This window comes from Arthrobacter sp. ov407 (assembly GCF_900102895.1).
In the GTDB taxonomy this organism is placed as follows: Bacteria; Actinomycetota; Actinomycetes; order Actinomycetales; family Micrococcaceae; genus Arthrobacter.
Genome location: NZ_FNGD01000013.1, coordinates 1 through 23301 on the forward strand (window position 1 = coordinate 1; position 23301 = coordinate 23301).

22 protein-coding genes are annotated in these 23301 nt (G+C 68.1%); 3 read left to right on the plus strand and 19 right to left on the minus strand.

Annotation, left to right across the window (positions count from 1 at the left end; translation table 11 throughout):
* From BLS42_RS15885 to lysS, 4 genes are all read right to left on the minus strand, one after another.
* Positions 1-2419, minus strand: a 2419-nt coding sequence (locus BLS42_RS15885; protein WP_090583103.1) for an ATP-dependent Clp protease ATP-binding subunit, incomplete at its 3' end; no start/stop codon positions are given.
* Positions 2420-2880: 461 nt separating this feature from the next.
* Positions 2881-3207, minus strand: a complete 327-nt coding sequence (locus tag BLS42_RS15890; protein WP_090582875.1) for a histone-like nucleoid-structuring protein Lsr2 — start codon at positions 3205-3207, stop codon at positions 2881-2883.
* Between the two features lie 178 nt (positions 3208-3385).
* On the minus strand, positions 3386-3532 hold the full coding sequence (locus BLS42_RS20315) for a hypothetical protein (RefSeq protein WP_176803471.1): 147 nt from the start codon (positions 3530-3532) through the stop codon (positions 3386-3388).
* A gap of 2 nt (positions 3533-3534) precedes the next feature.
* Positions 3535-5067 (minus strand): lysine--tRNA ligase, encoded by a 1533-nt coding sequence (lysS, locus tag BLS42_RS15895; RefSeq protein WP_090582877.1) that lies wholly within the window; start codon positions 5065-5067, stop codon positions 3535-3537.
* 108 nt (positions 5068-5175) lie between these two features.
* On the opposite strand from lysS, the gene BLS42_RS15900 reads away from it, so the two are divergent.
* The 3 genes from BLS42_RS15900 to BLS42_RS15910 all read left to right on the plus strand — a co-directional run bounded on the left by BLS42_RS15900 (position 5176) and on the right by BLS42_RS15910 (position 7808).
* Entirely contained in the window at positions 5176-6195 is a 1020-nt protein-coding gene (locus BLS42_RS15900) for an alpha/beta fold hydrolase (protein ID WP_090582879.1), read from the plus strand.
* A 57-nt stretch (positions 6196-6252) separates the two neighbouring features.
* Complete coding sequence (locus BLS42_RS15905) at positions 6253-6879, plus strand: thymidine kinase (RefSeq protein WP_090582881.1); 627 nt, start codon at positions 6253-6255, stop codon at positions 6877-6879.
* A 95-nt stretch (positions 6880-6974) separates the two neighbouring features.
* Entirely contained in the window at positions 6975-7808 is an 834-nt protein-coding gene (locus tag BLS42_RS15910) for an alpha/beta fold hydrolase (protein ID WP_090582883.1), read from the plus strand.
* Between the two features lie 95 nt (positions 7809-7903).
* On the opposite strand, the gene BLS42_RS15915 is transcribed toward BLS42_RS15910, so the two are convergent.
* The 15 genes from BLS42_RS15915 to dacB all read right to left on the minus strand — a co-directional run bounded on the left by BLS42_RS15915 (position 7904) and on the right by dacB (position 23274).
* Entirely contained in the window at positions 7904-9406 is a 1503-nt protein-coding gene (locus tag BLS42_RS15915; RefSeq protein WP_090582885.1) for an MDR family MFS transporter, read from the minus strand.
* Between the two features lie 122 nt (positions 9407-9528).
* A complete protein-coding gene (panC, locus tag BLS42_RS15920; RefSeq protein WP_090582887.1) occupies positions 9529-10431 on the minus strand; it encodes a pantoate--beta-alanine ligase in 903 nt (300 codons plus the stop codon).
* A gap of 1 nt (position 10432) precedes the next feature.
* Positions 10433-11353 carry a Rossmann-like and DUF2520 domain-containing protein gene (locus BLS42_RS15925; RefSeq protein WP_090582889.1) on the minus strand — a complete coding sequence of 307 codons (921 nt, stop codon included), beginning with the start codon at positions 11351-11353 and terminating at the stop codon, positions 10433-10435.
* A complete protein-coding gene (locus BLS42_RS15930; protein ID WP_090582891.1) occupies positions 11346-12914 on the minus strand; it encodes a PH domain-containing protein in 1569 nt (522 codons plus the stop codon). Before BLS42_RS15930 ends, BLS42_RS15925 begins: the two co-directional genes overlap by 8 nt.
* Positions 12915-12932: 18 nt before the next feature.
* Positions 12933-13445 carry a PH domain-containing protein gene (locus BLS42_RS15935; RefSeq protein ID WP_090582893.1) on the minus strand — a complete coding sequence of 171 codons (513 nt, stop codon included), beginning with the start codon at positions 13443-13445 and terminating at the stop codon, positions 12933-12935.
* Positions 13426-13950, minus strand: a complete 525-nt coding sequence (locus BLS42_RS15940; protein WP_090582895.1) for a DUF3180 domain-containing protein — start codon at positions 13948-13950, stop codon at positions 13426-13428. Before BLS42_RS15940 ends, BLS42_RS15935 begins: the two co-directional genes overlap by 20 nt.
* Positions 13947-14516: a 2-amino-4-hydroxy-6-hydroxymethyldihydropteridine diphosphokinase gene (gene folK / locus BLS42_RS15945; RefSeq protein ID WP_090582898.1), complete on the minus strand. Its 570-nt coding sequence runs from the start codon at positions 14514-14516 to the stop codon at positions 13947-13949. The genes BLS42_RS15940 and folK overlap by 4 nt, the downstream gene beginning before the upstream one ends.
* Entirely contained in the window at positions 14513-14872 is a 360-nt protein-coding gene (folB, locus tag BLS42_RS15950; RefSeq protein ID WP_090582900.1) for a dihydroneopterin aldolase, read from the minus strand. The genes folK and folB overlap by 4 nt, the downstream gene beginning before the upstream one ends.
* Positions 14873-14885: 13 nt before the next feature.
* Entirely contained in the window at positions 14886-15836 is a 951-nt protein-coding gene (gene folP, locus BLS42_RS15955; RefSeq protein ID WP_090582903.1) for a dihydropteroate synthase, read from the minus strand.
* An 11-nt stretch (positions 15837-15847) separates the two neighbouring features.
* The gene (gene folE, locus BLS42_RS15960) at positions 15848-16492 is read right to left on the minus strand and encodes a GTP cyclohydrolase I FolE (protein WP_090582905.1); all 645 of its coding nucleotides are present in this window, start codon (positions 16490-16492) and stop codon (positions 15848-15850) included.
* Between the two features lie 9 nt (positions 16493-16501).
* Entirely contained in the window at positions 16502-18568 is a 2067-nt protein-coding gene (ftsH, locus tag BLS42_RS15965) for an ATP-dependent zinc metalloprotease FtsH (protein ID WP_090582907.1), read from the minus strand.
* Between the two features lie 199 nt (positions 18569-18767).
* On the minus strand, positions 18768-19319 hold the full coding sequence (gene hpt, locus BLS42_RS15970) for a hypoxanthine phosphoribosyltransferase (protein ID WP_090582909.1): 552 nt from the start codon (positions 19317-19319) through the stop codon (positions 18768-18770).
* Positions 19320-19349: 30 nt separating this feature from the next.
* On the minus strand, positions 19350-20387 hold the full coding sequence (gene tilS, locus BLS42_RS15975; protein ID WP_176803487.1) for a tRNA lysidine(34) synthetase TilS: 1038 nt from the start codon (positions 20385-20387) through the stop codon (positions 19350-19352).
* Between the two features lie 95 nt (positions 20388-20482).
* A complete protein-coding gene (locus BLS42_RS15980; RefSeq protein WP_371129592.1) occupies positions 20483-21643 on the minus strand; it encodes a zinc-dependent metalloprotease in 1161 nt (386 codons plus the stop codon).
* Between the two features lie 113 nt (positions 21644-21756).
* Entirely contained in the window at positions 21757-23274 is a 1518-nt protein-coding gene (gene dacB, locus BLS42_RS15985; protein ID WP_176803475.1) for a D-alanyl-D-alanine carboxypeptidase/D-alanyl-D-alanine endopeptidase, read from the minus strand.
* Positions 23275-23301: the final 27 nt, after the last annotated feature.

Below are 23301 nucleotides of genomic sequence, written 5' to 3' on the forward strand. Positions count from 1 at the left end.
CGCCTTCCACATCCACCACCACGATGTCGCCGGCGTGCAGTTCGCCGAAGAGGATCTTCTCGGAGAGCTGGTCCTCGATCTCGCGCTGGATGGTGCGGCGCAGCGGCCGGGCACCCATGGCGGGGTCGTAGCCGCGGGTCGCCAGGAGCACCTTGGCCGCGGACGTGAGCTCGATGCCCATGTCCTTGTCCTTGAGGCGCTTCTCCAGGCGGCCGACGAACATGTCCACGATCTCGATGATCTCGTCCTGGGTCAGCTGCGGGAAGACCACAACATCGTCAACACGGTTGAGGAACTCGGGGCGGAAGTGCTGCTTGAGCTCCTCGGTGACCCGGGCGCGCATCCGGTTGTAGCCGGTCTGCGTGTCCGTGCCGGACTGGAAGCCGGTGGCAACACTCTTGGAGATGTCCCGGGTGCCGAGGTTCGTGGTCATGATGATCACGGTGTTCTTGAAGTCCACCACGCGGCCCTGGGAGTCGGTCAGGCGGCCGTCTTCCAGGATCTGCAGCAGCGAGTTGAAGAGATCGGCGTGCGCCTTCTCCACTTCATCGAACAGGACCACGGAGAACGGACGACGGCGGACCTTCTCGGTCAGCTGGCCGCCTTCCTCGTAGCCCACGTAGCCCGGAGGGGCACCGAAGAGCCGCGAGACCGTGTGCTTCTCCGAGTACTCGGACATGTCCAGGGTGATCAGCGCGTCCTCTTCGCCGAACAGGAACTCCGCGAGGGCCTTGGCCAGTTCGGTCTTGCCGACGCCGGTGGGGCCGGCGAAGATGAACGAGCCGCCCGGACGCTTGGGGTCCTTCAGACCCGCACGGGTGCGCCGGACCGACCGCGAAACCGACTTAATCGCCTCATCCTGGCCCACCACACGCTGGTGCAGCTCGTCTTCCATCTTCAGCAGGCGCGAGGACTCTTCCTCGGTCAGCTTGAAGACCGGGATGCCGGTGGAGTTCGCCAGCACCTCGGCGATGAGGTCCTCATCGACTTCGGAGATGTCGTCCATGCCGCCGGTCTTCCACTGGCGTTCCTTCTCGGCGCGCTCGGCAATGAGCTTCTGCTCTTTGTCGCGCAGCGACGCGGCGCCTTCGAAGTCCTGCGCGTCGATTGCGGATTCCTTCTCCAGCTTCATGGCGGCGATCTTCTCGTCCATGATCTTGAGCTCGGGCGGCGCGGTCATGCGGCGGATGCGCAGCCGCGCCCCGGCCTCGTCGATCAGGTCGATCGCCTTGTCCGGCAGGAACCGGTCCGAGATGTAGCGCTCGGAAAGGCTCGCCGCCGAGGCGAGGGCGCCGTCGGTGATGGTGACGCGGTGGTGTGCCTCATACCGGTCGCGGAGGCCCTTGAGGATCTCGATTGCGTGCGCAACGGAGGGTTCCTTGACCTGGATCGGCTGGAAGCGGCGCTCCAGCGCGGCATCCTTCTCGATGTGCTTGCGGTATTCGTCCAGCGTGGTGGCGCCGATGGTCTGCAGTTCGCCGCGGGCCAGCATGGGCTTCAGGATCGAGGCCGCATCGATGGCACCTTCGGCGGCTCCGGCACCCACCAGGGTGTGGATCTCATCGATGAACAGGATGATGTCCCCGCGGGTGCGGATCTCCTTGAGGACCTTCTTCAGGCGCTCTTCAAAGTCGCCGCGGTAGCGGGAGCCGGCCACGAGGGACCCGAGGTCCAGGGTGTACAGCTGCTTGTCCTTGATGGTCTCCGGGACATCCCCCCGGACGATCGCCTGGGCCAGGCCCTCGACGACGGCGGTCTTGCCGACGCCGGGCTCGCCGATCAGCACGGGGTTGTTCTTGGTGCGGCGGGAAAGGACCTGCATGACGCGTTCCATTTCCTGCTCGCGGCCGATCACGGGGTCCAGTTTGTTCTCGCGCGCCGCCTGGGTCAGGTTGCGGCCGAACTGGTCCAGGACGACGGAACCGGCGGGGGTACCCTCGGCCTGGCCGGGGCCGACGCCGGCGCCCGTGGATTCCTTGCCCTGGTAACCCGAGAGCAGCTGGATAACCTGCTGGCGGACACGGTTCAGGTCGGCGCCGAGCTTGACGAGTACCTGGGCGGCAACGCCCTCGCCCTCCCGGATGAGGCCGAGGAGGATGTGCTCGGTACCGATGTAGTTGTGGCCCAGCTGCAGGGCCTCGCGCAGCGAGAGCTCAAGGACCTTCTTGGCACGGGGGGTGAAGGGGATGTGGCCGGACGGCGCCTGCTGGCCCTGGCCGATGATCTCCTGGACCTGCTCGCGGACACCGTCGAGCGAAATGCCCAAGGATTCAAGGGCTTTGGCGGCAACACCTTCACCCTCATGGATCAGACCCAAGAGGATGTGTTCGGTACCAATGTAATTGTGGTTCAGCATGCGTGCCTCTTCTTGGGCAAGCACAACTACGCGACGGGCACGGTCCGTAAATCGCTCAAACATTTCGCCACACTCCTAGCTACGACGTACTTTGATGCTACGTGGCCGGGTTCCAGATTTGGGGCTTGTTCGCCACAGGGGAAACCCGAGGGTTGCGCATCGCTGCCCGTACCCAACCCCCGGCAGGGGCGGAACGGGGCCGGAACCCCTCCGGCCGGGCGCAGCCTGCCGGACCGGACGGGGGGCCCGGGCCTTTCCGGGCGGGCGGAACGGGCCCCTCCGGGCGGGCGGAACCGGCCTTCCCGGGCGGGCCGCCGGCCGCGGGCGCGTCCGGCGGGCGCGTCGGGCAGGGCGGGCGTACCGCCGTCGGCATGGCAATGCCCCCGTCAGATAACGGGGGCATTGGCATTTGACAGAGTCCTGATTGCGGCCTGGCGAGACTTCATTGCGACTTGATACTGGACCCTGATACTGGGGGCCCTGATACTGCGCTCTGATCCTGCGCCCTGGCGCGGGGACCCTGGCTAGGAATTTGCCTTTTGGTAGGCCTCCTGAATTTCAGCCTGGATACGTCCGCGGCTGTTTACCGCATAGCCGTTGTCCCGTGCCCACTGACGGATCTGGGCAGAGTCTTGATTCCGTCCGCTGGAAATTTTCGTGCGCGTGGCGCGTCCACTTGATGTCTTGCGTGCGTGCGTCACAAATCGCTCCACCGAAGAGCGGAGTTCTGAAGCATTGCTTGACGACAGATCTATTTCGTAGCTCACGCCGTCAAGGCCAAACCGGACAGTTTCGTCCGCGGATCCCCCATCCAGATCATCAACGAGGATGATTTTTACTTTCTGTGCCATAAAGGACTCTCTTTCCAAAGATCGAGCGTTAAGAAAAGCAGGATGTATCTGGAATAAGTATCCTCCGCGTTACAGCAGGGAGTCAAAGCGCAAAACTCTGTTCAAAGGAAAACCACAGGCGGCAATAGAGAACTATTACTTCTTCAATGGGTAATTAGCCCCACAAGGCCCCGGAATCCTACTCTTCCGCCCGGGAATCCGCTTCAGCATGGGCGCGGGCTTCTGCCTGCCGCTCTGATTTGTCGGCATTGAATATGGATTTCATGGCAAACCAGAAAAGCAGGCCCACCACGATGGGGGGCAGCAATACGGCGATATAGTCCATGCTCAGTGTCCTTCGGGCTTCAAAAGGGGGAAGAGGATCGTTTCGCGGATGCCGGCGCCGGTGAAGAGCATCACGAGGCGGTCGATGCCCAGGCCGATTCCGCCCATGGGCGGCGCCCCGTACTCGAGTGCACGGAGGAAGTCTTCGTCCAGCTGCATTGCCTCCACGTCGCCCGCGGCGGACCGGCGGGACTGTTCGGTGAGGCGTTCGCGCTGGATCACAGGGTCGATCAGTTCCGAGAACGCCGTGCCCCGCTCCATGCCGCCGATGATGAGGTCCCAGGCCTCGATCAGGCGGCCGTCTTCGCGGTGCTGGCGGGCCAGCGGCTGGGCGGACGGCGGATAGTCGTAAACGAACGTGGGGTTGAGCAATGTGGGCTCCACCAGTTCGCCGAAGAGCTCGACGACGAGCTTCTCGGCGTCCCAGCCGGCGTCGACCTTGACCTCGTGCTTGGCGGCCAGTTCCAGCAGTTCGGCAACCGGGGTGTCGGGGGTCACTTCCCGGCCCACGAACTCGGACAGCCCCGGATAGACCGACAGCCAGGTCCAGTCGCCGTCGAGGTTGATCTCCCCGGCTTCGGTCTGCAGCACGCGGCCCACACCGGCGGCGTCGGCGGCGTCCAGGATGAGTTCCTTGATCCGGTCCGCCATGACGAACTGGTCCGCCCATGCCTCGTAGGACTCCAAGGTGGTGAACTCGGGGCTGTGCGTGGAGTCCACTCCTTCGTTGCGGAAGACCCTGCCCATGTCATAGACACGGTCGATCCCGCCGACCACCGTGCGCTTGAGGTAGAGCTCGGTAGCGATGCGCAGCGTCATTTTCTGGTCGAAGGCGTTCATGTGCGTCTCGAAGGGACGGGCCGTGGCGCCGCCGTGAACGAGCTGCAGCATGGGGGTTTCGACCTCGACGTAGCCCTGGCGGTGCAGGGTTTCGCGAATCGAACGGGTGATCGCGGCGCGGGTGTAAACCATCTCGCGGGCTTCGTCGCGGACAATGAGGTCCACGTAGCGCTGGCGGACACGGGTTTCTTCATTCAGCCCTGCGTGCAGCACGGGCAGCGGGCGCAGCGCCTTCGAGGCCATGGTCCAGGAATCCGCCATGACCGACAGCTCGCCGCGGCGTGAGGAGATGACCTCGCCCTTGATGAAGACGTGATCGCCGAGGTCCACGAGGGATTTCCACTCCGCGAGCGCCTCCTCACCGATGTTGGCCAGGCTCAGCATGACCTGCAGCCGCACGGCCTTGCCGTCCACGCCGCCCTCCTGGAGGGTAGCGAAGCAGAGCTTGCCCGTATTGCGGATGAAGACAATGCGGCCGGTCACGCCGACGACGTCGCCGGTGGTTTCATCGGCCTGCAGGTAGGCGTATTTCTCGCGGATTTCCGTGAGCGAGTGTGTGCGTTCGACACCCACCGGATACGCCTCGACGCCGCGTTCGATCAGCTTGGCGCGCTTCTCCATGCGGATGCGGGTCTGTTCGCTGGCATCGTGCGGCTCGGCGGCGGTGTTCGGGGCGGGGGTGTTTTGGGAAGTCACAATCCCCAAGTTTACCGTCGATTTGCGCCCCGGCAGGTCCCGGCCTGGTTCTGCCCGGGCGCAGCCGGGCAGACGGGGGTGCGGGGGTGCAGGAATAGACTCGGGGCTGTGGAGACATGGACTGTAAGGACCGACGACGGCGAGGGGCACCTCGAGCTGCACACAATCCGTCCGGCGGCGCGTGCGCCGGGCGGGCGCGCCGCGTTCGGCGCCGCCGCGGCCCAATCTCAAAAACTGCGCGGTGAAGGATCCGGCGTCGTGATCGTGCACGGGACACTGATCACTGATGCGCTCTACCGGTCCTTTGCCCGAAAACTCGGCCGGCTGCTGGGCCAGCCGGTGCACTGCTACAACCGGCGCGGGCGCGCCGGTTCCTCGCACCAGCCGGCCGACTATTCTGCCGCCACCGAGGTGGCCGACCTGGCCACCGTGCTCCGTGAGACCGGCGCCAGCGACGTCGTGGCCCACAGCTATGGCGGCTTCGTGGCCCTCGAGGCCGCCCGGAACGTGCCAATCCGCAGGATGGTGACTTACGACGCCGCCGTGAGCCTCTCGGGGAACCTCGCCGAGCGCTGGCGGCCCGAGCTGGAAAGGTCCATGGCCGCCGGCCAGCTTGACCACGCCTGGGCGCATTTGGTGCAGGGCCTGGAGACGGCGGGGCCGGTGTCCATGCTGCCCTTGGGCGCGCTGCGCATGCTGAGCATCCTGTCGGCCCGGACCAGGCTCGGCGCCGAAATGCGGGAACTGCTGCCCACGGCCGTCGCCGAGATGCGCGCCGTTCTGGATGCCGACGCCGAACTCGAGGATTTTACCGCCATCACCACCCCCACGCTCATGCTCAGCGGCGGTTGGAGCCCTGGCTACTTCGCCGAGACGAGCCACCAGCTGGCCGACGCCGTCCCCGCGGTCAGCTTCGCCGTGGTCCCCGGGCAGCTCCACGAAGGCCCCATCCGGCCGGGAAACCGGCTGGCCCTCCGGACGGCACGGTTCCTCCTCGGCGGTCCGGGCGGCGCGTCGCCGGCGCTCGGTCGCGGGCCCGGCAGCAGGAGCGGCAGCCTAGCCTGGGGCATGCCGCGGATCACCGGGCAAGTCCCGGGCGGCAGTCGCCCACCCAAACAGGGTGGCTGACGGACCCTGAGGCGGCCGGCCGCTAGAATCGGGGGCGACCCTTTCGAAAGGACCCCCTTGGCCAAGCTCTACTTCCGCTACGGCGCCATGAACTCCGGCAAATCTACGGGGCTGCTGCAGGCGGCGTTCAACTATGAGGAACGCGGCCAGCGGGTCCTGCTGGCCAAGCCGGACGTGGACACCAAGGGCGACTCCGGCGTCGTGTCCCGCTTGGGCATGACCCGTTCGGTGGACTTCCTGATCCCCGCCGGCGCGTCGGCCCGCGCACTTTTCACCGCCCAGGCCCACGGGGACGATCCCGACGCCCTGCTGCAGCACGTGGACACCCAGCCGGTGGCCTGCCTGCTGGTGGACGAGGCCCAGTTCCTGGAACCGGAGCAGGTGGACGATCTCTTCCGCATCGCGGTCCTGGACAACGTCCCCGTACTCGCCTACGGCATCCGCACCGACTTCCGGACCCGCGCATTCCCCGGTTCCCTTCGGCTCCTGGAGATTGCCCACACCCTCGAAGAGCTCAAGACCATCTGCCGCTGCGGACGGAAAGCGATCTTCAACACCCGCCGGATCGGGGACCAGGTGGTCTTCGACGGTAACCAGGTTGCGATCGACGGCCAGGACGTCTGGTACGAGTCGCTCTGCGGCACCTGCTACCTCGAGGTCTCCGGCGGCCGGCTGGGCAACTAGCGCCAGCGGGCCAGTGCAGTGCAGGGGCTGCGGCACTGCGACCTACCGAACTGCGGCGTACTGCACTGGGCCGCGGCCTCGGCTAGGCTCGGAGCATGACCCGCGAGAACATCAGAACCCCCGACGGCGGAACAATCGAGCTTTTCAGCACGGGCGCCGAGCTCGCCTCGGCGGGTTCGGGCATCGTCGTCGTGCCGGCCTCGATGGTGACGGCCGCCGATTACACGCGTTTCGCGCAGAAACTCAGCGCGTCGCTGGGCCGGCCGGTGCACACCTTCAACCGGCGCGGCCGCGGCTCGTCCTCCCCGCAGCCGGAGGACTACACCCTGGACGTGGACATCCACGATCTCGACGCCGTCATGAAGCACACGGCCAGCACGGACGTCTTCGGCCACAGCTTCGGCGGGGCGGTGGCCCTGCACGCGGCCCGCACGCTGCCGGTGGAACGGCTGGCCGTGTACGACCCCGCCGTGTCCGTCAACCACAGCGTCACGGCGGACTGGACGCCCGAATACGAGCGGGCCACTGCAGCCGGCGACGACGACCGCGCCCTCGCCGTCCTGCTCAAAGGCCTCGAGACCGGCAGCGCCCTGTCCCGGATGCCGCTGTCCATGCTGACGCTGGCGAACAAGCTCTCGGCGGGCACCCCCATCGGCAAGCAGCTGCGCGACCTCATGCAGACCGGTGTCCGCGAGATCAAGGCGATCATCGCCGCGGACATGCCGGCCGAACCTTTCCTGGACCTGCCGCTGGAGACGCTGATCATCGTGGGCGAAAAGAGCCCGGCATACTTCGGCGTGGCCTGTGCCCAGATCCACGATGTCCTCTCGGGCTCCAGCTACACGATCCTGCCGGCCATGGGCCACGACGGTGTCAACAAGGCGCCGGACAAGTTGATCGCCGAGCTCAGCGCGTTTTACGCAGGCTGAGCTTTCGCCCCATCAAACCAACGCGGAGTCACTAAGCGCCCATCCCGGTCCTCCGGACCGGGACTAAGCGACCCCGCGTTGATTGTTGGTTGCCCCTAGTGGGCGGCCGGGTGTGCCGCGCCTTCGGTTTTGCGCATCATGGTGGACAGCACGACGGCGGCGACGGCTATGACGGCCGCCGTCAGGAATGCCGCATGCATGCCGGCGACCATGCCCGAGGCTTCGGCCACAAAGGCATAGATCGAGACCAGGAGCGCCGTGCCGGCGGCGCCGGCCACCTGCTGCAGCGTGCTCATGATGGCCGAGCCGTGGGAGTACAGGTGCGGCGGCAGCGGGTTCAGGCCGGTTGTGAACGCGGGGGTGAACACGAGTGCCAGGCCCAGGCTCAGTGCCACGTGCAGGGCGATGATCCACCCCACCGGTGAGGCGGCGTCCAGCATGGAGAACTGCCAGAGGGACAGCACCATCATGACCGAGCCCGTCACTGTCAGCGGCAGGGGCCCGACTCTGTCGAATATGCGGCCGATGAAGGGCCCCAGCAGGCCCATGGCGAGGCCGCCGGGCAGCAGCACCAGACCGGTCTCAAGTGACTTCAGGCCGCGGATCTCCTGCAGGTACAACGGCAGCAGGATCACTGCGCCGAACAACGCGATCATGGCCACGACCAGCAGCAGCACGGACACCGTGAACATCCGGAAGGTGAAGGCGCGCAGGTCCAGCAGGGGGCCGTCGGTCTTCTGCAGCTTCAGCTGCCGCAGGACGAACGCAGCCAGCGACACCACACCAACGGCCAGGGCCACCACGGCGGGAGTGCGGGAGCCGGCCTGGCCGCCGCCGATCTGGCTCAGGCCGTATACGAGGCCGCCGAAAGCGGGGACCGTGAGCACCACGGAGAGGGCGTCGAGCCGGGTTTTCTCGGTCTTGCCGATATTGGTCAAATACCTGGCCCCGATGGCCAGCGCGGCGAGGGCGATCGGCAGCACAAACACGAACATGAACCGCCAGGAAAAATTCTGGAGGATCAGGCCGGAAACCGTGGGGCCAAGTGCCGGCGCCACCGAAATGGCGATGCTCACGTTGCCCATGACGGCGCCGCGGCGCTCCAGCGGCACGAGCGTGAGGATGGTGGTCATCAGCAGCGGCAGCATGATGGCGGTGCCGCCGGCCTGGACAATGCGCGCCAGCAGCAGGACTTCGAAGCCCGGCGCGAGGGCGGCCAGCAGCGTGCCACCGGAGAAGAGTCCCATGGCCAGCATGAATACGGCACGGGTGGTCAGCCGCTGCAGGATGAACCCGGTGGTGGGAATCACGACGGCCATGGTGAGCATGAAGCCGGTGGAGAGCCACTGCACGGTGGGCGCGTCGATGTTCAGGTCGACCATCAGCCGCTGCAGCGCGACGTTCATGATGGTCTCGTTGAGGATCACGACGAACGTGGCCACCAGGAGCGTGGTGATGATGGTCACGGACTCCCGGGACATCTTCGCCGGGGCGGGAGTCGCCGTTCTTGTTGCGGCAGGCGCAGCTGGCGCGGGGATGGTGGAGGCAGCGCCCGGTGCGGGATCGCCAGAGGCGTTGGAAGAGACGTCTGTCGACATGAGAATTCCCTCAAGGAGTCTGGTGTGGGTCCGGCGAGCGTCGGCGCTTCTGCAGGTTCCAACAGTCTAAGGCCCGGGGGCATTCCCGTCCCCGGAAAGCAACGCGGGATTTGGGGGTGGGGTCAGGACTTCAGGGGCGCGTTGTCGATGAGGCGGACGGGACCGACCTTGGCGGCGATGATCGCCAGCCCCTCGCCGCGGAACGGGGTGTCCCTGCAGTTTTCCGCAAGCGGCTCGAGCGTGCGCGGATCCACCACCTCGAAATAGTCCAGTTCCACGAGCGGCTGGGACCGGACCAGGTCCTGCGCGGAATCGATGTCCAGTGGCTCATGTGCGTTGGCACGCTCCTCGATGAGCCGCAGCGCACGGGAGAGCACCAGGGCGGCCTCGCGCTGGTCCTCGGAGAGGAAGCGGTTGCGGCTGGACAGTGCCAGGCCGTCGGCCGAGCGGACAATGGGCACGGGCACGATCTCCACGGGGAAATTCAGGTCCGCCACCATGCGCTGGACCAGAGCCAGCTGCTGCGCGTCCTTCTGGCCGAAATAGGCGCGGTACGCGGGATGGCCACCGCCCGGCAGCCCGGCCCCCGGGGTGCCGTAGTGGAGCAGTTTCGCGACGACAGTCAGCGCGCCGTCGAAGTGTCCGGGCCGGGACGCGCCTTCCCACTTTTCGCCCAGGGGTCCAGCCGTGATCCGCACGAGGGGTGCCCCGCCGGGGTAGACCTCCTCAACGCTCGGCGCGAACGCCAGGTCCACGCCCTCGGCGTCGAGCAGGGCGAGGTCGGCCTCGAGCGTTCGGGGGTAGCGTTCCAGATCCGTGGCTTCGCCAAACTGCAGCGGGTTGACGAAAATGCTGGCCACCACGACGTCGTTCTGGGCGACGGCCGTCCGGGCCAGCTGGGCATGCCCCTCGTGCAGGGCGCCCATGGTGGGCACGAGCCCCTGGGACGTGCCGCCTTTCTGCGCCAGCAACCGGGCGCTGGCGGCGCGGAGCTGGGCAGCCGTGGTGACGAGTTGGATTGCCATGTCAGGGTCCTTCCGGGGCCGGCGTCCCGTTCTGGCCGGGACCGCCGAGCGCCTGTTCGATGCCGTCGAGTTGTTCCGGCTTCAGGAGCCCGCGGCTTCCTGCCCGGCGGGCTGTCGCCCGGGCCATGGCCAGGTACGCCTCAAGAATATCGCCGGCTGAGCCGCCGTCGTACTCGCGGAGGGCGCCGGCATGCGCGGCAACCGTGCCGGTGTCGCCGCGGGCTACGGGACCGGTCAGGGCCGATTCGCCGGAGGCGAGCGCGTTCTCGAGGGTGGCGCGCAGCAGCGGGCCCAGCATCCGGTCCGGGGCGTCGACGCCGACGTCGCGGAGCAGTTGCGAGGCCTGCGCCACGAGCGTGACCAGGTGGTTCGAGCTGTGCGCGAGGGCAGCGTGGTACAGGACGCGGTCGGCCTCGGCAATCGCGACGGGCTCGGCGCCCATTTCGACGACGAGTGCCTGGGCGATCGGCAGCATCGCGGCGTCGGCCGTGACGCCAAAGGTGCAGTCCAGGAGCCTCGTGAGGTCCAGGCTCATGCCCGTGAACGTCATGGCCGGGTGCAGCGCGAGCGGCACGGCGCCGGCGGCACGGACCGGGTGCAGGATCCCGACGCCGAAGCGCCCGGAGGTGTGCGCCACGAGCTGGCCGGGCTGCCAGGCGCCGAGCTTGGCCAGTCCGTTTACGAGCGGGCCCAGGGCATCGTCCGGGACGGCGAGCAGGACCAGCTCGGCGCGCTCGACGATGTCCTGCACGTCCAGGATCGGGACGCCGGGCAGGAGTGTTTCGACGCGTTCCCGGCTGGCGTCCGAGACGGCGGACGCCCCGATGACGGCGTGCTCGGCTCCGCGCAGCGCCGCCCCGAGGACGGCACCGACTTTCCCCGCGCCAATGATTCCGACGCCGAGGCGTCCTGGTTTAGCCATGATGCGGGCCTTCCTGAGGGTCGTCTGCGGGTGGTGCGGCCGGACTGGCCGCCGGCTCCATCCAGTGCTCGCTCTTCTGGCGCTTGCGCGCGGCGCGGGCACGGGCGGACTGGGCATCGAGCAGTGCCCGGGCCTCGTCGAGGCCGGCCTGGATGAGCCGCGGGGCCACCGGACCTGCCGTGGTGTGCAGGACCAGGTCCGCCAGCCGGAATCTGCGGGCGAGCGGGCCCTGTTGCAGTGCCAAGGACTGGGTGCGCTGGTGCGGCACCACCACGAAGCTCCGCCACCACCGGCCCGACCTCAGGAGCAGGGCGGTCTCCGTTGCCGTGAAACCGTTGCGCCGCCAGCCCAGCGGGGCCAGGAGCCGGGCCCGGCGCGGGCTGGTCACGAAGCCGCCGTCGGTGTCCTGCCCGCCGCCGCTTCCTTCAGCGGTGGCGTCCGCGATACCCGTGATCCCCGCGGTGAACACGCCGGCCGGATCCGGAGTTCCGGGGTCCGGGAGCACCAGGGAGAGGATTTCCAAGACGTCAGCGAGGGATCCCACCGGAAGCAGCGTGGTCCGGGCCGATCCTTCGCCGGCGCTGTCGGCCAGGCCGTAGCCGGCCACGTTGACCTGGATCCGGTACCAGCCGAACATCCGCCACAGCGGCGGCTGGCTGACCTTCAGCGCCTGGATCCTGCCCGGCGGAACGGTCTGCGCCTGCGTGTCCAGCAGTCCGTAGCGCAGCCGGATGCCGTCCGGGGAAACAGCGGCCGTAAAGTTGTAGCCCTTGTTGAACGAGGACCAATAGGAGGCGACGAGACCGATCGCGGCAGGGATCAGGAAGACCGCGAAGTTCCGGTTTTCGGTGACGGCGGAGAGCAGTACGGAAGCGATCCCGCCTGCCAAGATCACGACGCTTTGTTCGCTCAGGAGCAGCGAGCCCGCAAGACGCGGCGGCGGCACAGTCAGTACGACCTGTTCCGGGGCCTCCACGGCGGCGGTCTCCGGTTGTCCCGGCTCCGGCGCCGGCGTCCCATCAGCGGCACCGGAGGCGTGGGCCAGGATTGTGGCGCGAAGCTGCCGGGCCTCGTCCGCGCGCAGGTAGGCCAGGTGCACGGCGGACTGGCCGGCGTCGGCGACATCGAACCTTAGTTCCGCCAGTCCGAAGATCCGTGCCAGGAAAGGCTGCACGACGTCGATTGCCTGCACCCGGTCCAGCCTGGCCTGCCGCTGCTGCTTGAAGAGGAATCCGGTGTTGACGCGCACGTAGCCGCCCGCCACCTGGTAGCGGGTGAAGTACCAGCTCAGGACAAAGCCGAGAACGGTCAGCAGCAGCAGGGTGCCGCCGCCGAGCAGCAGCCACGGCGCCCGGCCGGCCAACCGCTCGTCAAAGAGCGGGCCGCCCTGCAGCAGCCGTTCGAAACTGTCGCGTCCAAAGAAGAACAACAGTGCAGCCAGCGCCACCCAGCCGCGGACAAAGGGCGAGGCCGGGTGCACGCGCAACCAGCCGGCGTCGCCGGTCCCGCCCGCACCCGGGCCGGCACCGGGGCCTCCGGCACCCTCCGGTGTCAGCGCCATCCCGTCATGGCCTTCCCGTCACAGCCCGGCCAGCCGGGCTTCGCCGCGGGCGGACAGCTGTTCGCGGAGCCGGGCCCCTTCGCTGGCGGGCAGGCCGGGAATCTCGGCGTTGGTCGCGGCGGACGCGGTGTGAAGCTTCAGGGTGCACAGGCCCAGCGAACGCTCCACCGGGCCCACCGAGATGTCCACGTACTGCATCCGCCCGTAAGGGACCACGAGGGTGCGCTGGAAGAAAATGCCCCGCCGGATCAGGAGGTCATCCTCGCGCTCGGCGTAGCCGATCGAGCGCACCTGACGGGGAATCAGCACGAGCCGCCACAACGCCAGCAGCAGCGCGGCGGCGGGAATGGCGACGCCCAGCCAGACCGGCGGCCAGGTCCACACGCCGGTCAGCACCAGGACCAGGGGAATTGAGAGCAGGGACACCACGATCAGGTTTCCCAGCGCCCACCCCGCGAGGCGCACCTTGACGTACTTCGGTGACACCCGGAGCCAGTCGATGCCCGGGGGATCAATCGCTTCGGTACGCATATTCGCCTTCCGACGAGGGCTTGGTGCGTTTTTCCTGCACGCCGGGCCGGGAATCGGCGTCGCCGTCCTCGGGCGGAATCCGGCAGAAGCGTTCGACGACGAGCCCCACGATCACCATGATCAGCCCGCCGCCGGCCATGGCCAGGGCCTGCCAGGTGATGTCCTGGTTGCTGCGCAGGTTCCACAGCCGCAGTTGCTCCAGCACGATTCCCACGTGCCAGCCCAGCAGGACCGTGCCCGTGTAGGCGCAGGCCTGGGCGAGGACCAGGGTCCACGCCGCCAGGATGGGGTTCAGGACTTTCTTCTTCTTGCCGTTGCGCCACCGGAGCACGCGGATGCCCAGCACCAGGGTGAGTGCCACGATCACGCCCATGGTCAGCAGCCCCGTCAGCGGCAGCACCGGGGTGGCCAGGCCGTAGCGGCCGGAGAGCATGGTGGCGACCCAGCCGGCCACGGCCAGGACCACGCAAATGGCCAACAGGAGCAGGGGACTGGTCAGCTTCACGGCCGCTCCGCCGCTCCGGGGACGCCGGTGTGCTCTGTGGCTGTGAGATCCGCGTGGTCGTGGTTCTGGAAGCCGTCAAACGTTGTGAGGTCGGCGAAGTCGGCGGCTTTCGCGGCGAGGTCGCCCACGCGTTCGCCGTTGAGCTCCGCCGCGGGATCGATCAGCGACCACGGATAGAGCACGAACGCCCGTTCCGCGGCCCGGGGGTGGGGCAGGGTGAGCTCGGGGTCGGCGCTCACGACGTCCCCGTAGGTGATGATGTCCACGTCCAGGGTCCGCGGCCCCCATCGGACCTCGCGCACGCGCAAATGCTTCTGCTCCACGGCGTGGCAGTGCTCCAGCAGTGCGCGCGGCGGCAGGGACGTTTCGACGGCAATCACCATGTTCAGGAAGTCAGGCTGGCCTGGCGGGCCACCCACGGCCTTCGTCTGCACGATCGGCGAGATGGCCAGCAGGCGCACCTCCGGCGGGTCGACGAGGTCTGCGACGGCGGCGGACAGGGTGTCGCTGCGCTCCCCCAGGTTGCTGCCGAGCGCGATCACGGCGCGGGTGTAGAGCGGGCTCACGGTCGCCTCCGGTGCACGCTGACGGAGACGTCGCCGAAGTCGACTTCGATTGGGGCCTTGGGCTTGTGCACGGTGATGTCCACGGCGGCCACGGGGAATTTCTGCAGCAGGTCCTCGGCAATCCGCACGGCGAGGGCCTCGATCAGGTTCAGCGGAGCACCGGTGATCCAGTCCCGGATGCAGTTGGCCACTTCCCCGTAATGCGCGGTATCCAGGACGTCGTCGGAAGCCGCGGCCTTGCTGAAGTCCAGGTGCAGCACCGCGTCAACAGCGAACGGCTGGCCGTCGCGGCGCTCGAAATCGAACACACCGTGATGGCCGACGGCGGTGACGCCGCTCAGCGTGATCTTGTCCATGGCGCCGGCCGGTTCAGTTGGTGCCGGCGTCGGCGGAAGCAGCCGTTGCCGGGCGCGTCGGGGGTACCATGCGGGCGGCGACCTTGACGGCGTCGAGGCTCGCGCCGACGTCGTGCACGCGCACAGCCCAGGCGCCGCGGAAGGCGCTGATGGCGGTCACGGCGGCGGTGGCGGCGTCGCGTTCCACCGGCTGGGCGGCCTTGCCGGCCACGGTCAGGAGGCTGCCGAGGAAGCGCTTGCGGGAGCCGGCGACGAGGACCTTGTGGCCCATGGCCTGCAGGACGTCCAGGTGCTGCAGGAGCTCCCAGTTCTGGACCTCGTTCTTGGCGAAGCCCAGTCCCGGGTCCACAATGATCTGCTCGGGCGTGACGCCGGCGGCATAGAGCTTGTTGCGGACACCGGCGAGTTCGGTCACCACTTCGCCGGCGACGTCACTGTAGTCCGTCAGGGAGTTCATGGTGCTGGCGTCGCCGCGGCGGTGCGTCAGGATGTAGGGGACCTTGGTGCGGGCGGCAAGTTCCGCCATTTCCGGCTCCATAGTCAGGCCCGAAACGTCGTTGATGATCGCGGCGCCGGCTTTCAGGGCCGCAGCAGCCGTCACGGCGTGGGTGGTGTCGATGCTGACCAGGGCGCCGGCCTTGACCAGGGCCACGATGACCGGCAAAACCCGGCGCTGTTCCTCCTCAACGCCGACTGCCGTGGCACCCGGGCGGGTGGATTCGCCGCCGACGTCGATGATGTCCGCCCCGGCGTAGAACATCCGCAGCCCCGCCGCGATCGCCGTGTCCGGGGTCGGGTGCGCTCCGCCGTCGCTGAAGGAGTCCGGGGTGACGTTGAGGATTCCCATCACGAGTGTCCGGTCCGTGGGCAGGTCCTGGAACTTCGCCGCCGGGCGCGGTTTGCGCAGGATGGGCAGGGGCGAGGTGGCGGGGCCGGTCCCCGGGGCTGCCGCTAGGGAGTCCATAGTCTGTGTTCTTACCTTCCGAGTATGAGGCTCATGGCTTCGGCACGGGTGGCCGGGTCATGCAGTTGCCCGCGCACTGCGCTGGTGACGGTCCTGGCGCCGGGCTTGCGGATTCCCCGCATGGACATGCACAGGTGTTCACATTCGACGACGACGATCGCGCCGCGCGGTTTGAGGTGCGTGACGAGCGCCTCGACGATCTGGGTGGTCAGGCGTTCCTGTACCTGGGGGCGCTTCGCGAACATGTCCACGAGCCGGGCCAGCTTGCTCAGGCCCGTGACTTTGCCGTCGTGGGAAGGGATGTAGCCCACATGCGCCACCCCGTGGAACGGCACCAGGTGGTGTTCGCAGGTGGAATAGAACGGGATGTCCTTGACCAGCACGAGTTCCTCGTGGTCGAGGTCGAAGGTGGTGGCCAGGATCTCGGCGGGATCGTGGTGCAGGCCGGCGAACATTTCCGTATACGCCTTGGCCACCCGCTTCGGGGTGTCCAGGAGACCGCCGCGATCCGGGTCCTCGCCGATAGCCAGCAGGATTTCCCGCACGGCGGCTTCGATCCTGGGGCGGTCCACCTTGGCCCGTGAATGCGGGCCTTCCCCGTCCCCCGCCGATGCAGCAGCGGTGGCGGGAACGTCGTCGTCGAAGTTAGAAGTCACAGAAGAAGCCTAGCCGGAATGACCATCAGTCCCGATATCCGTTGCACCGCCCTGGAAGGACTCCTGTCCGCCGACGCCCTGGGCATGCGGGGGCTGGGCATCCAGGGGCTCTTCGAGCCGGGCCTGGGTGGCTTCCTCGTGCGCTTCTCGCTCCGCCTTTTCGCGGCGCGACTCCACCGGACCGGCGGACTGGAGCGTGCGGGTCTCCTTGGAGAGCCAGACGTCGCGGAAGTCGCGCTTGCGGATGTTGGTGAAAACTTGCGCGATTTCGGCCTGGTTCAGCGTCTCGCGTTCGAGCAGTTCCAGCGCCAGCTCGTCCAGGACGTCCCGGTTCTCGGTCAGGATGGCGTAGGCCTCGTCATGCGCGCCGTCGATCAGGCGGCGCACCTCCTCGTCGACGATGTACGCGATCTGGTCCGAGTAGTTGCGCTCGTGGCCGGCGTCGCGGCCGAGGAACGGCTCCCCGCCGCCCTGGCCGAGGCGGACCGATCCGACCCTTTCGCTCATGCCAAACTCGGTGACCATCTTCCGGGCGATCCCGGTGGCCTTCTCGATGTCATTGGATGCACCCGTGGACGGATCGTGGAAGACGAGTTCCTCGGCGACGCGGCCGCCCATGGCGTAGGCCATCTGATCGAGCAGCTCGTTGCGGGTGATGGAGTATTTGTCGTTTTCCGGGACCACCATGGTGTAGCCGAGGGCACGGCCGCGGGGCAGGATGGTGATCTTGGTGACCGGGGCGGAGTTCCGCAGGGCAGCCGCGACGAGGGCGTGGCCGCCCTCGTGGTAGGCGGTGACTTTGCGTTCGTGTTCCTTCATGACCCGGCTGCGCTTCTGCGGGCCGGCCATGACGCGATCGATCGCCTCGTCGAGGGCGCGGTCATCGATCAGGTTGGCGTTGGAGCGGGCCGTCAGCAGGGCGGCCTCGTTCAGGACGTTGGCCAGGTCCGCGCCCGTGTAGCCGGGGGTCTTCTTGGCAACAGCCTTGAGGTCGACGCCGGCAGCCATCGGCTTGCCCTTGGCGTGCACCTGCAGGATCTGGTCGCGGCCGATCAAATCGGGGGCCTCGACCGAGATCTGCCGGTCGAAGCGGCCCGGACGCAGCAGTGCGGGGTCCAGGACGTCGGGGCGGTTGGTGGCGGCAATCAGGATGACGTTGGTCTTGACGTCGAAGCCGTCCATTTCCACCAGCAGCTGGTTCAGGGTCTGCTCGCGCTCGTCGTTGCCGCCGCCGATTCCGGCGCCGCGGTGCCGGCCGACGGCGTCGATTTCATCGACGAAGATGATCGCCGGGGCGTTGGACTTGGCCTGCTCGAAGAGGTCGCGGACGCGGGAGGCGCCCACGCCGACGAACATTTCCACGAAGTCGGAACCGGAGATGGAGAAGAAGGGAACGCCGGCCTCGCCGGCAACCGCGCGGGCCAGCAGGGTCTTGCCGGTGCCCGGAGGGCCGTAGAGCAGCACGCCCTTGGGGATCTTGGCGCCGACGGCCTGGAACTTGGCCGGCTCCTGCAGGAATTCCTTGATCTCCTCGAGTTCCTCGACGGCCTCATCGGCGCCGGCGACATCGCTGAAGGTCACCTGGGGCATGTCCTTGTTGACGAGTTTGGCCTTGGACTTGCCGAACTGCATGACCTTGGATCCGCCGCCCTGCATCCGGGAGAGCAGGAACCAGAACAGGACGCCGAGCAACAGCACGGGCACCAGCAGGGAGAAGAGCCCGGAGAACCAATTGTTTTCGATCGGCTGGTCGGTGAAACCGCCGGACGGTTTGGAGTCCGTGACCGCCTTGACGACGTCCTGGGCGCGGGCGTTGACGAAGTAGAACTGGACGTTCTTGCCCTTGTCCTGCCCGTCGACCTGCAGGTTGTCCTTCAGGACCAGGTCCACACGGTTCTCGGCGTCGAAAATCTTGGCCTGTTCGACCTTGCCGCCGGCGCTCAGCAGTTCAAGGCCCTTGTCGGTGTCGATCCGGCTCGCACCGCCCGGCGCAAGGGTGGCAAATGCCAGCAGCAGCATGGCCACCACGACGACAATCCAGATGCCGGGGCCCTTGAAGAAACTCTTAGCTTTCATCTGTTCGGGGCTGGCCCCGTCCCTCCTGGTAGTGCTGCACGGCGACCGTTCTGCGCGCGTGAGGTGCTGCGTCAGGTTCTAGCTATACACCGTCGCTCTAACTCACGCACGGCGGAGGGCAAAAGTTCCCTGTGGGCGTAGCGCTGCCGGGCCTCCCCGGCGCCCGGGTCCCGGGCGGGGGTGCCTCTGCGTGAGCGATTTACTCGTAGACGTGCGGGGCCAGGGTGCCGACGAAGTCCAGGTTGCGGTACTTCTCGGCGTAGTCCAGGCCGTAGCCTACGACGAATTCGTTGGGAATGTCATAGCCGACATACTTGACGTCGATCTTGACCTTGGCGGCCGTCGGCTTGCGGAAGGCGGTGCAGATTTCCACCGACGCGGTGCCACGGGATTCCAGGTTCGTCTTGAGCCAGGACAGCGTGAGGCCGGAATCGATGATGTCCTCGACAATCAGGACGTCCTTGCCCATGAGGTCGGTGTCGAGGTCCTTCAGGATGCGGACCACGCCTGAGGACTGCGTGCCGGAGCCGTACGAGGAGACGGCCATCCAGTCCATGGAGACGTGGCTGTGCAGTGCACGGGCCAGGTCCGCCATGACCATGACGGCGCCCTTGAGCACGCCGACAATCAGGAGGTCGCGGCCCGCGTAGTCCGCGTCGATCTGCGCCGCGAGTTCGGTGATCCGTTCCTGGATCTGTTCCTTGGTGTAGAGAACGTGTTTGAGGTCTGCCTGGACGTCGTTTGAATCCACCAATGGCTCCTGTGTAGATGCGGGGTGCGACTAATTTCGGGGCGGCTGTTGAGGCCGGAATACAAGCTTCCCACAGCGGGCGGCTTCGCGGGGAACACCGGCGGCGGCGGACGGCTCCGCAGCAAGGAGCTGCGCGAGCGAGAGCCGGTAGACGCTGACCGCGCCGGGAAGCTCCACCGGGCCGGCCGATCCCTGCCGGCGCAGCAGGGCTTCCGCCGCGAGCAGGCGCTGGTAGCTGGGCTGCTGACCTCCGACGGCGGCGGCGGCCTTGGCGATCACCCGGAACCTCACGGCCGGGGCAAGATCGCGCAGCTCAGCCTCGGGGAGGCTGATCTCCTCCCCGGCCTGCTGGCGCAGCCGGTCGAAGGTGTCATTCGCCACGTCCTCCAGGTAGTCGGCGTCCAGCTGCAGGATCGCGGCCGTGCGGGCCAGGGATTCGGCCACGCCGGGGCCGAGCTTGTCCTCAAGCAGGGGCAGCACTTCAACCCGGGTCCGGGAACGCGCGTACGCCGGATCCGTGTTGGACGGGTCGTGCCAGGGCACCAGAGCCTCCACCCGGCAGATCTCCAGGGTTTCGGCACGCCGCAGGCCCAGGAACGGGCGCAGCAGCCGGCCCCGGGAGGGCCGCATCCCTGCGAGGGACCGGGTGCCGGACCCCCGGGCCAGGCCAAGCAGCACTTGCTCGGCCTGGTCATCGAGGGTGTGGCCGAGCAGGATCGCGCCCGCACCTGCCTCGTCCGCGGCGGCCTCGAGGGCCGCATGCCGGGCGTCCCGGGCAGCCGCCTCGGGGCCCACGCCGGTGGAGGCAACGTCGACGGTCCTGATCTTCACGGGAGAGAGCCCGAGGTCCGCGAGGGTCCGGGCGGTGGTTGCGGCGACCCCGGCCGAGCCCGGCTGCAGCTGGTGGTCCACCACGACGGCGCCAACGGACACAGGGTGGCCGTCCACATGACCGCGGCGGGCGAAGTAGGCGGCGACGGCGGCGAGAGCCAGCGAGTCCGGCCCGCCGCTGCAGGCGACCAGGACGCGGTCCGGGTAGCCGGCCCCGGCAAGGGCGTCCTGCAGCATTTTTCGCGCCGTGCCGAGCACCGGCGCGAGGCGGCCCGGCCGGCGTCGTCCGCTGGAAACCGAGGTCGAACCGGCGTTGCTGGCAGTCATGGCAGCTAGAGGCCCATCCGGTCGAGCCAGAGCTTGGAGTCGTGGATCTCGGGTTCGCTGGGGAGATTCTCAGCGGACTCCCAGACCTTGTTGAAGCCCGCCATGCCGGCGGCGGCCACCACTTCACGGACGAACTTGGCACCGTCACTGTACTGGCGCATCTTGGCGTCGAGGCCCAGCAGGTTGCGGATGAATTTCTCGATCATGCCGCGCTCCTGGCCGCGGTCGTTGAAACGCTGCCGGATGGTCTTTACCGAGGGGACAATGCTGGCGTCCACGGCGTCCATGACCACATTGGCGTGGCCCTCGAGCAGGCTCATGAGGGCCGTGAGACGGGACAGGGCCGCCTTTTCCGCCGGGTCCTGGAGCAGGTCCAGGATGGCGCCGCGTCCGGGCGCCGCACCTGGTGCCGCGCGGTCCTTCAACGACTTCGCGGCCGCGGACGCCCGTTCCATCAGGGAATCGACGTTGCCGAGCAACAGCCCGCTGAGATTTTCGATCTCTTGCAGCATGTGGTGCCGCAGCCACGGGGCGGCGGCGAACTGCACCCGGTGGGTCTGTTCGTGGAGGCAAACCCAGAGCCGGAAGTCGGCGGGTTCGACGTTCAGTTCGCGTTCCACGGAGATGATGTTCGGCGCTACGAGCAGCAGGCGCCCGGATGCGGGGGCCGTGGAGTTCTCGGCCAACGCGGAGAAGGGATCGTACTGGCCGAGGACTTTGCTGGAAAGGAAGGCCAGGATGGCGCCGAGCTGGCTGCCGGTGATGGCGGCGCTGACGCCGGCAGCTCCGGGGCTGAGGGATCCGCGGCCCTCCAGCTTTTCCATGGCGGGCTTGAGCATGACGGCGAAGCTCTGCGTGTTGGCTCTGGCCCACGAGGCCCTGTCCACCACGAGGACCTCGGAGTCGCGCAGGTCCCGGGCTGCGTCAAGGCCGGTGATGTCGTGGACGTGCGGCACGGAAATGTCCGCCATGAGCCGCAGGTTTTCGACGGCGGCGCCGATCTCGGCGGCGCCCAGGACAGGGCCGGCGGGCGTCAGACGGGCTGCCGTGGACGCGGCGAGTTCCCAGTTGATGAGACTTTGGGCCTGGACCGTTGTCTCACTCGTTGTCCGACTCGGCGTCTTTGGTGATGGATTGCTTGATGTCTGGCGTGCAGAGGGCTCCATGGGATCCATCAGATCACAGGGGCCCGACAATGCGCCTTAATTTTCGCTGACCGGCGAACCAGCCGGGCCCACGTCGCAGGCGGGCGCCGGGTTCCCGGGCGGCCCGCCGACCGTCAGCGACAGCCGCAGCCGGCGAGGACGGAGGCGGAGCGGTCCAGTGCGGTCTTGTTCGCGGCGCCGGGGGTCAGTCCGTTGCCGACGAAGGAAAAGGCCAGGAGCCGGCCGTCGGCGTCGACGACGTAACCGCTGAGCGCCATGACCGTGTTCAGCGTGCCCGTCTTGGCGCGGACCAGCCCGGCGCCCGCGGCCGAAGCCGCGTCCGTGTACCGGTTTCCCAGGGTGCCGGTAAGCCCGGCGACCGGGAACCCGGCGAGGGCGGCGCGCAGCCGGGTGTCAGTCCCCGAGGTCATGGCCCGGACCACGTCCGTGAGTTGCCGGGCCGAGACCCGGTTGGCCAGGGCCAGGCCCGAGACGTCCGCGGCCCGGAGGGCGTCGGTGGGAACGCCCATGTCCCGGACCTGCGCCAGCACGGCGGCGATGGCGGCGTCGCTGCTGCCGGGCCGGCCGGCGCCGAGGGCGGTCATCCGTCCCATAATCTCGGCGAGGTAGTTGTCCGAGGTCTGCAGCATGAAGTCCACCTGCTGCCCCACCGTGGCGGACTGGACCTCGGCCAGGACCTTGGCGTGTGCGCGGTCCGGTGCACGGTCCGGTGCACGGTCCGGTGCGCTGCCGGGCTCGATCCGGACGACCCCGGGGGCCACGGACAGCCCCGCGGCCGCCGCGGCCGCCGTGAGCCGGGCGGCGAACGCCTCGGCCGCGGTCATGGCGGCGTCCTGCGGGCGGGGTCCGGTGGTCTTGGCGGGATCGAACCTGGCGGAGTTCAGCGCCAGCGGGTACAGCGGGGCCATCTCGCCGGCGGCGACGTCCTCCGGACTCCACGCCTTGCTGAGCGACGGGCCGCTGAAGAGGGAGTCATCCAGCCGGACGCTCACGGCGCCGGTCACGCCGCCGGCCTTGAGGGCGTGGACCGTGGCCTCGGCGAGCGTGGCGAGCCCGGCGCGGCCCAGCACGGCCCCGGGGGCGGATTCTCCGGCGCCCAGGAGGACGTCGCCCCCGCCGGTGAGGACCACCGAGCCGGGGGTTGGCCCGGCCACCACCCGGGTGCTGAAGCGGTGGTCCGGGCCCAGGACGCGCAGGGCCGCGCCGGCTGTGAGGAGTTTCATGTTCGACGCCGGAACGCGGGCCTCGTCGGCCTCCCGTTCAAAGAGCACCCGCCCCGTGGCGGCGTCCTGGACAATCCCGGTGAAGGTGCCGGCGCCGTCGGGCTTAAGGGTGCCATTGAGCCTCGCCGCGAGGGCGGCGCCGGCTGGGACTGGGGCGGCATCGCTGAGGGGCCCGATTCCACCGGCAGCGCTGCCGGGCACGCTCAGCGTAGCGGGGATCTGCTGCCAGGGCGGGGCTGCCAGCGAAGCGTCAGAGGGCCGGTCCGGGCCGAGGAACGCCGGGGCGACGGCGATGCAGGCAGGCAGTGCCACCGCCAACACCAGGAGGGTCTGGAGCAGCAGTGCGGCGATCCCGCGAAGCCTGCCCGGCGCCTCTTCGGTGCCCCCGCGGCTGGTTCTCGGTTTCATGTTGCTGCTGGTCCTTAGTCCTGAAAT

Bases quoted from the DNA above. Each gene is read 5' to 3' on its own strand.
- BLS42_RS15930 (WP_090582891.1), bottom strand. From the start codon at position 12,914: ATGGCGCTGACACCGGAGGGTGCCGGAGGCCCCGGTGCCGGCCCGGGT.
- folB (WP_090582900.1), bottom strand. From the start codon at position 14,872: ATGGACAAGATCACGCTGAGCGGCGTCACCGCCGTCGGCCATCACGGT.
- BLS42_RS15980 (WP_371129592.1), bottom strand. From the start codon at position 21,643: ATGGAGCCCTCTGCACGCCAGACATCAAGCAATCCATCACCAAAGACG.
- BLS42_RS15890 (WP_090582875.1), bottom strand. From the start codon at position 3,207: ATGGCACAGAAAGTAAAAATCATCCTCGTTGATGATCTGGATGGGGGA.
- BLS42_RS15925 (WP_090582889.1), bottom strand. From the start codon at position 11,353: ATGGCTAAACCAGGACGCCTCGGCGTCGGAATCATTGGCGCGGGGAAA.
- BLS42_RS15910 (WP_090582883.1), top strand. From the start codon at position 6,975: ATGACCCGCGAGAACATCAGAACCCCCGACGGCGGAACAATCGAGCTT.
- folP (WP_090582903.1), bottom strand. From the start codon at position 15,836: ATGGACTCCCTAGCGGCAGCCCCGGGGACCGGCCCCGCCACCTCGCCC.
- ftsH (WP_090582907.1), bottom strand. From the start codon at position 18,568: ATGAAAGCTAAGAGTTTCTTCAAGGGCCCCGGCATCTGGATTGTCGTC.
- BLS42_RS15935 (WP_090582893.1), bottom strand. From the start codon at position 13,445: ATGCGTACCGAAGCGATTGATCCCCCGGGCATCGACTGGCTCCGGGTG.
- dacB (WP_176803475.1), bottom strand. From the start codon at position 23,274: ATGAAACCGAGAACCAGCCGCGGGGGCACCGAAGAGGCGCCGGGCAGG.
- BLS42_RS15915 (WP_090582885.1), bottom strand. From the start codon at position 9,406: ATGTCGACAGACGTCTCTTCCAACGCCTCTGGCGATCCCGCACCGGGC.
- tilS (WP_176803487.1), bottom strand. From the start codon at position 20,387: ATGCTGCAGGACGCCCTTGCCGGGGCCGGCTACCCGGACCGCGTCCTG.
- BLS42_RS20315 (WP_176803471.1), bottom strand. From the start codon at position 3,532: ATGGACTATATCGCCGTATTGCTGCCCCCCATCGTGGTGGGCCTGCTT.
- panC (WP_090582887.1), bottom strand. From the start codon at position 10,431: ATGGCAATCCAACTCGTCACCACGGCTGCCCAGCTCCGCGCCGCCAGC.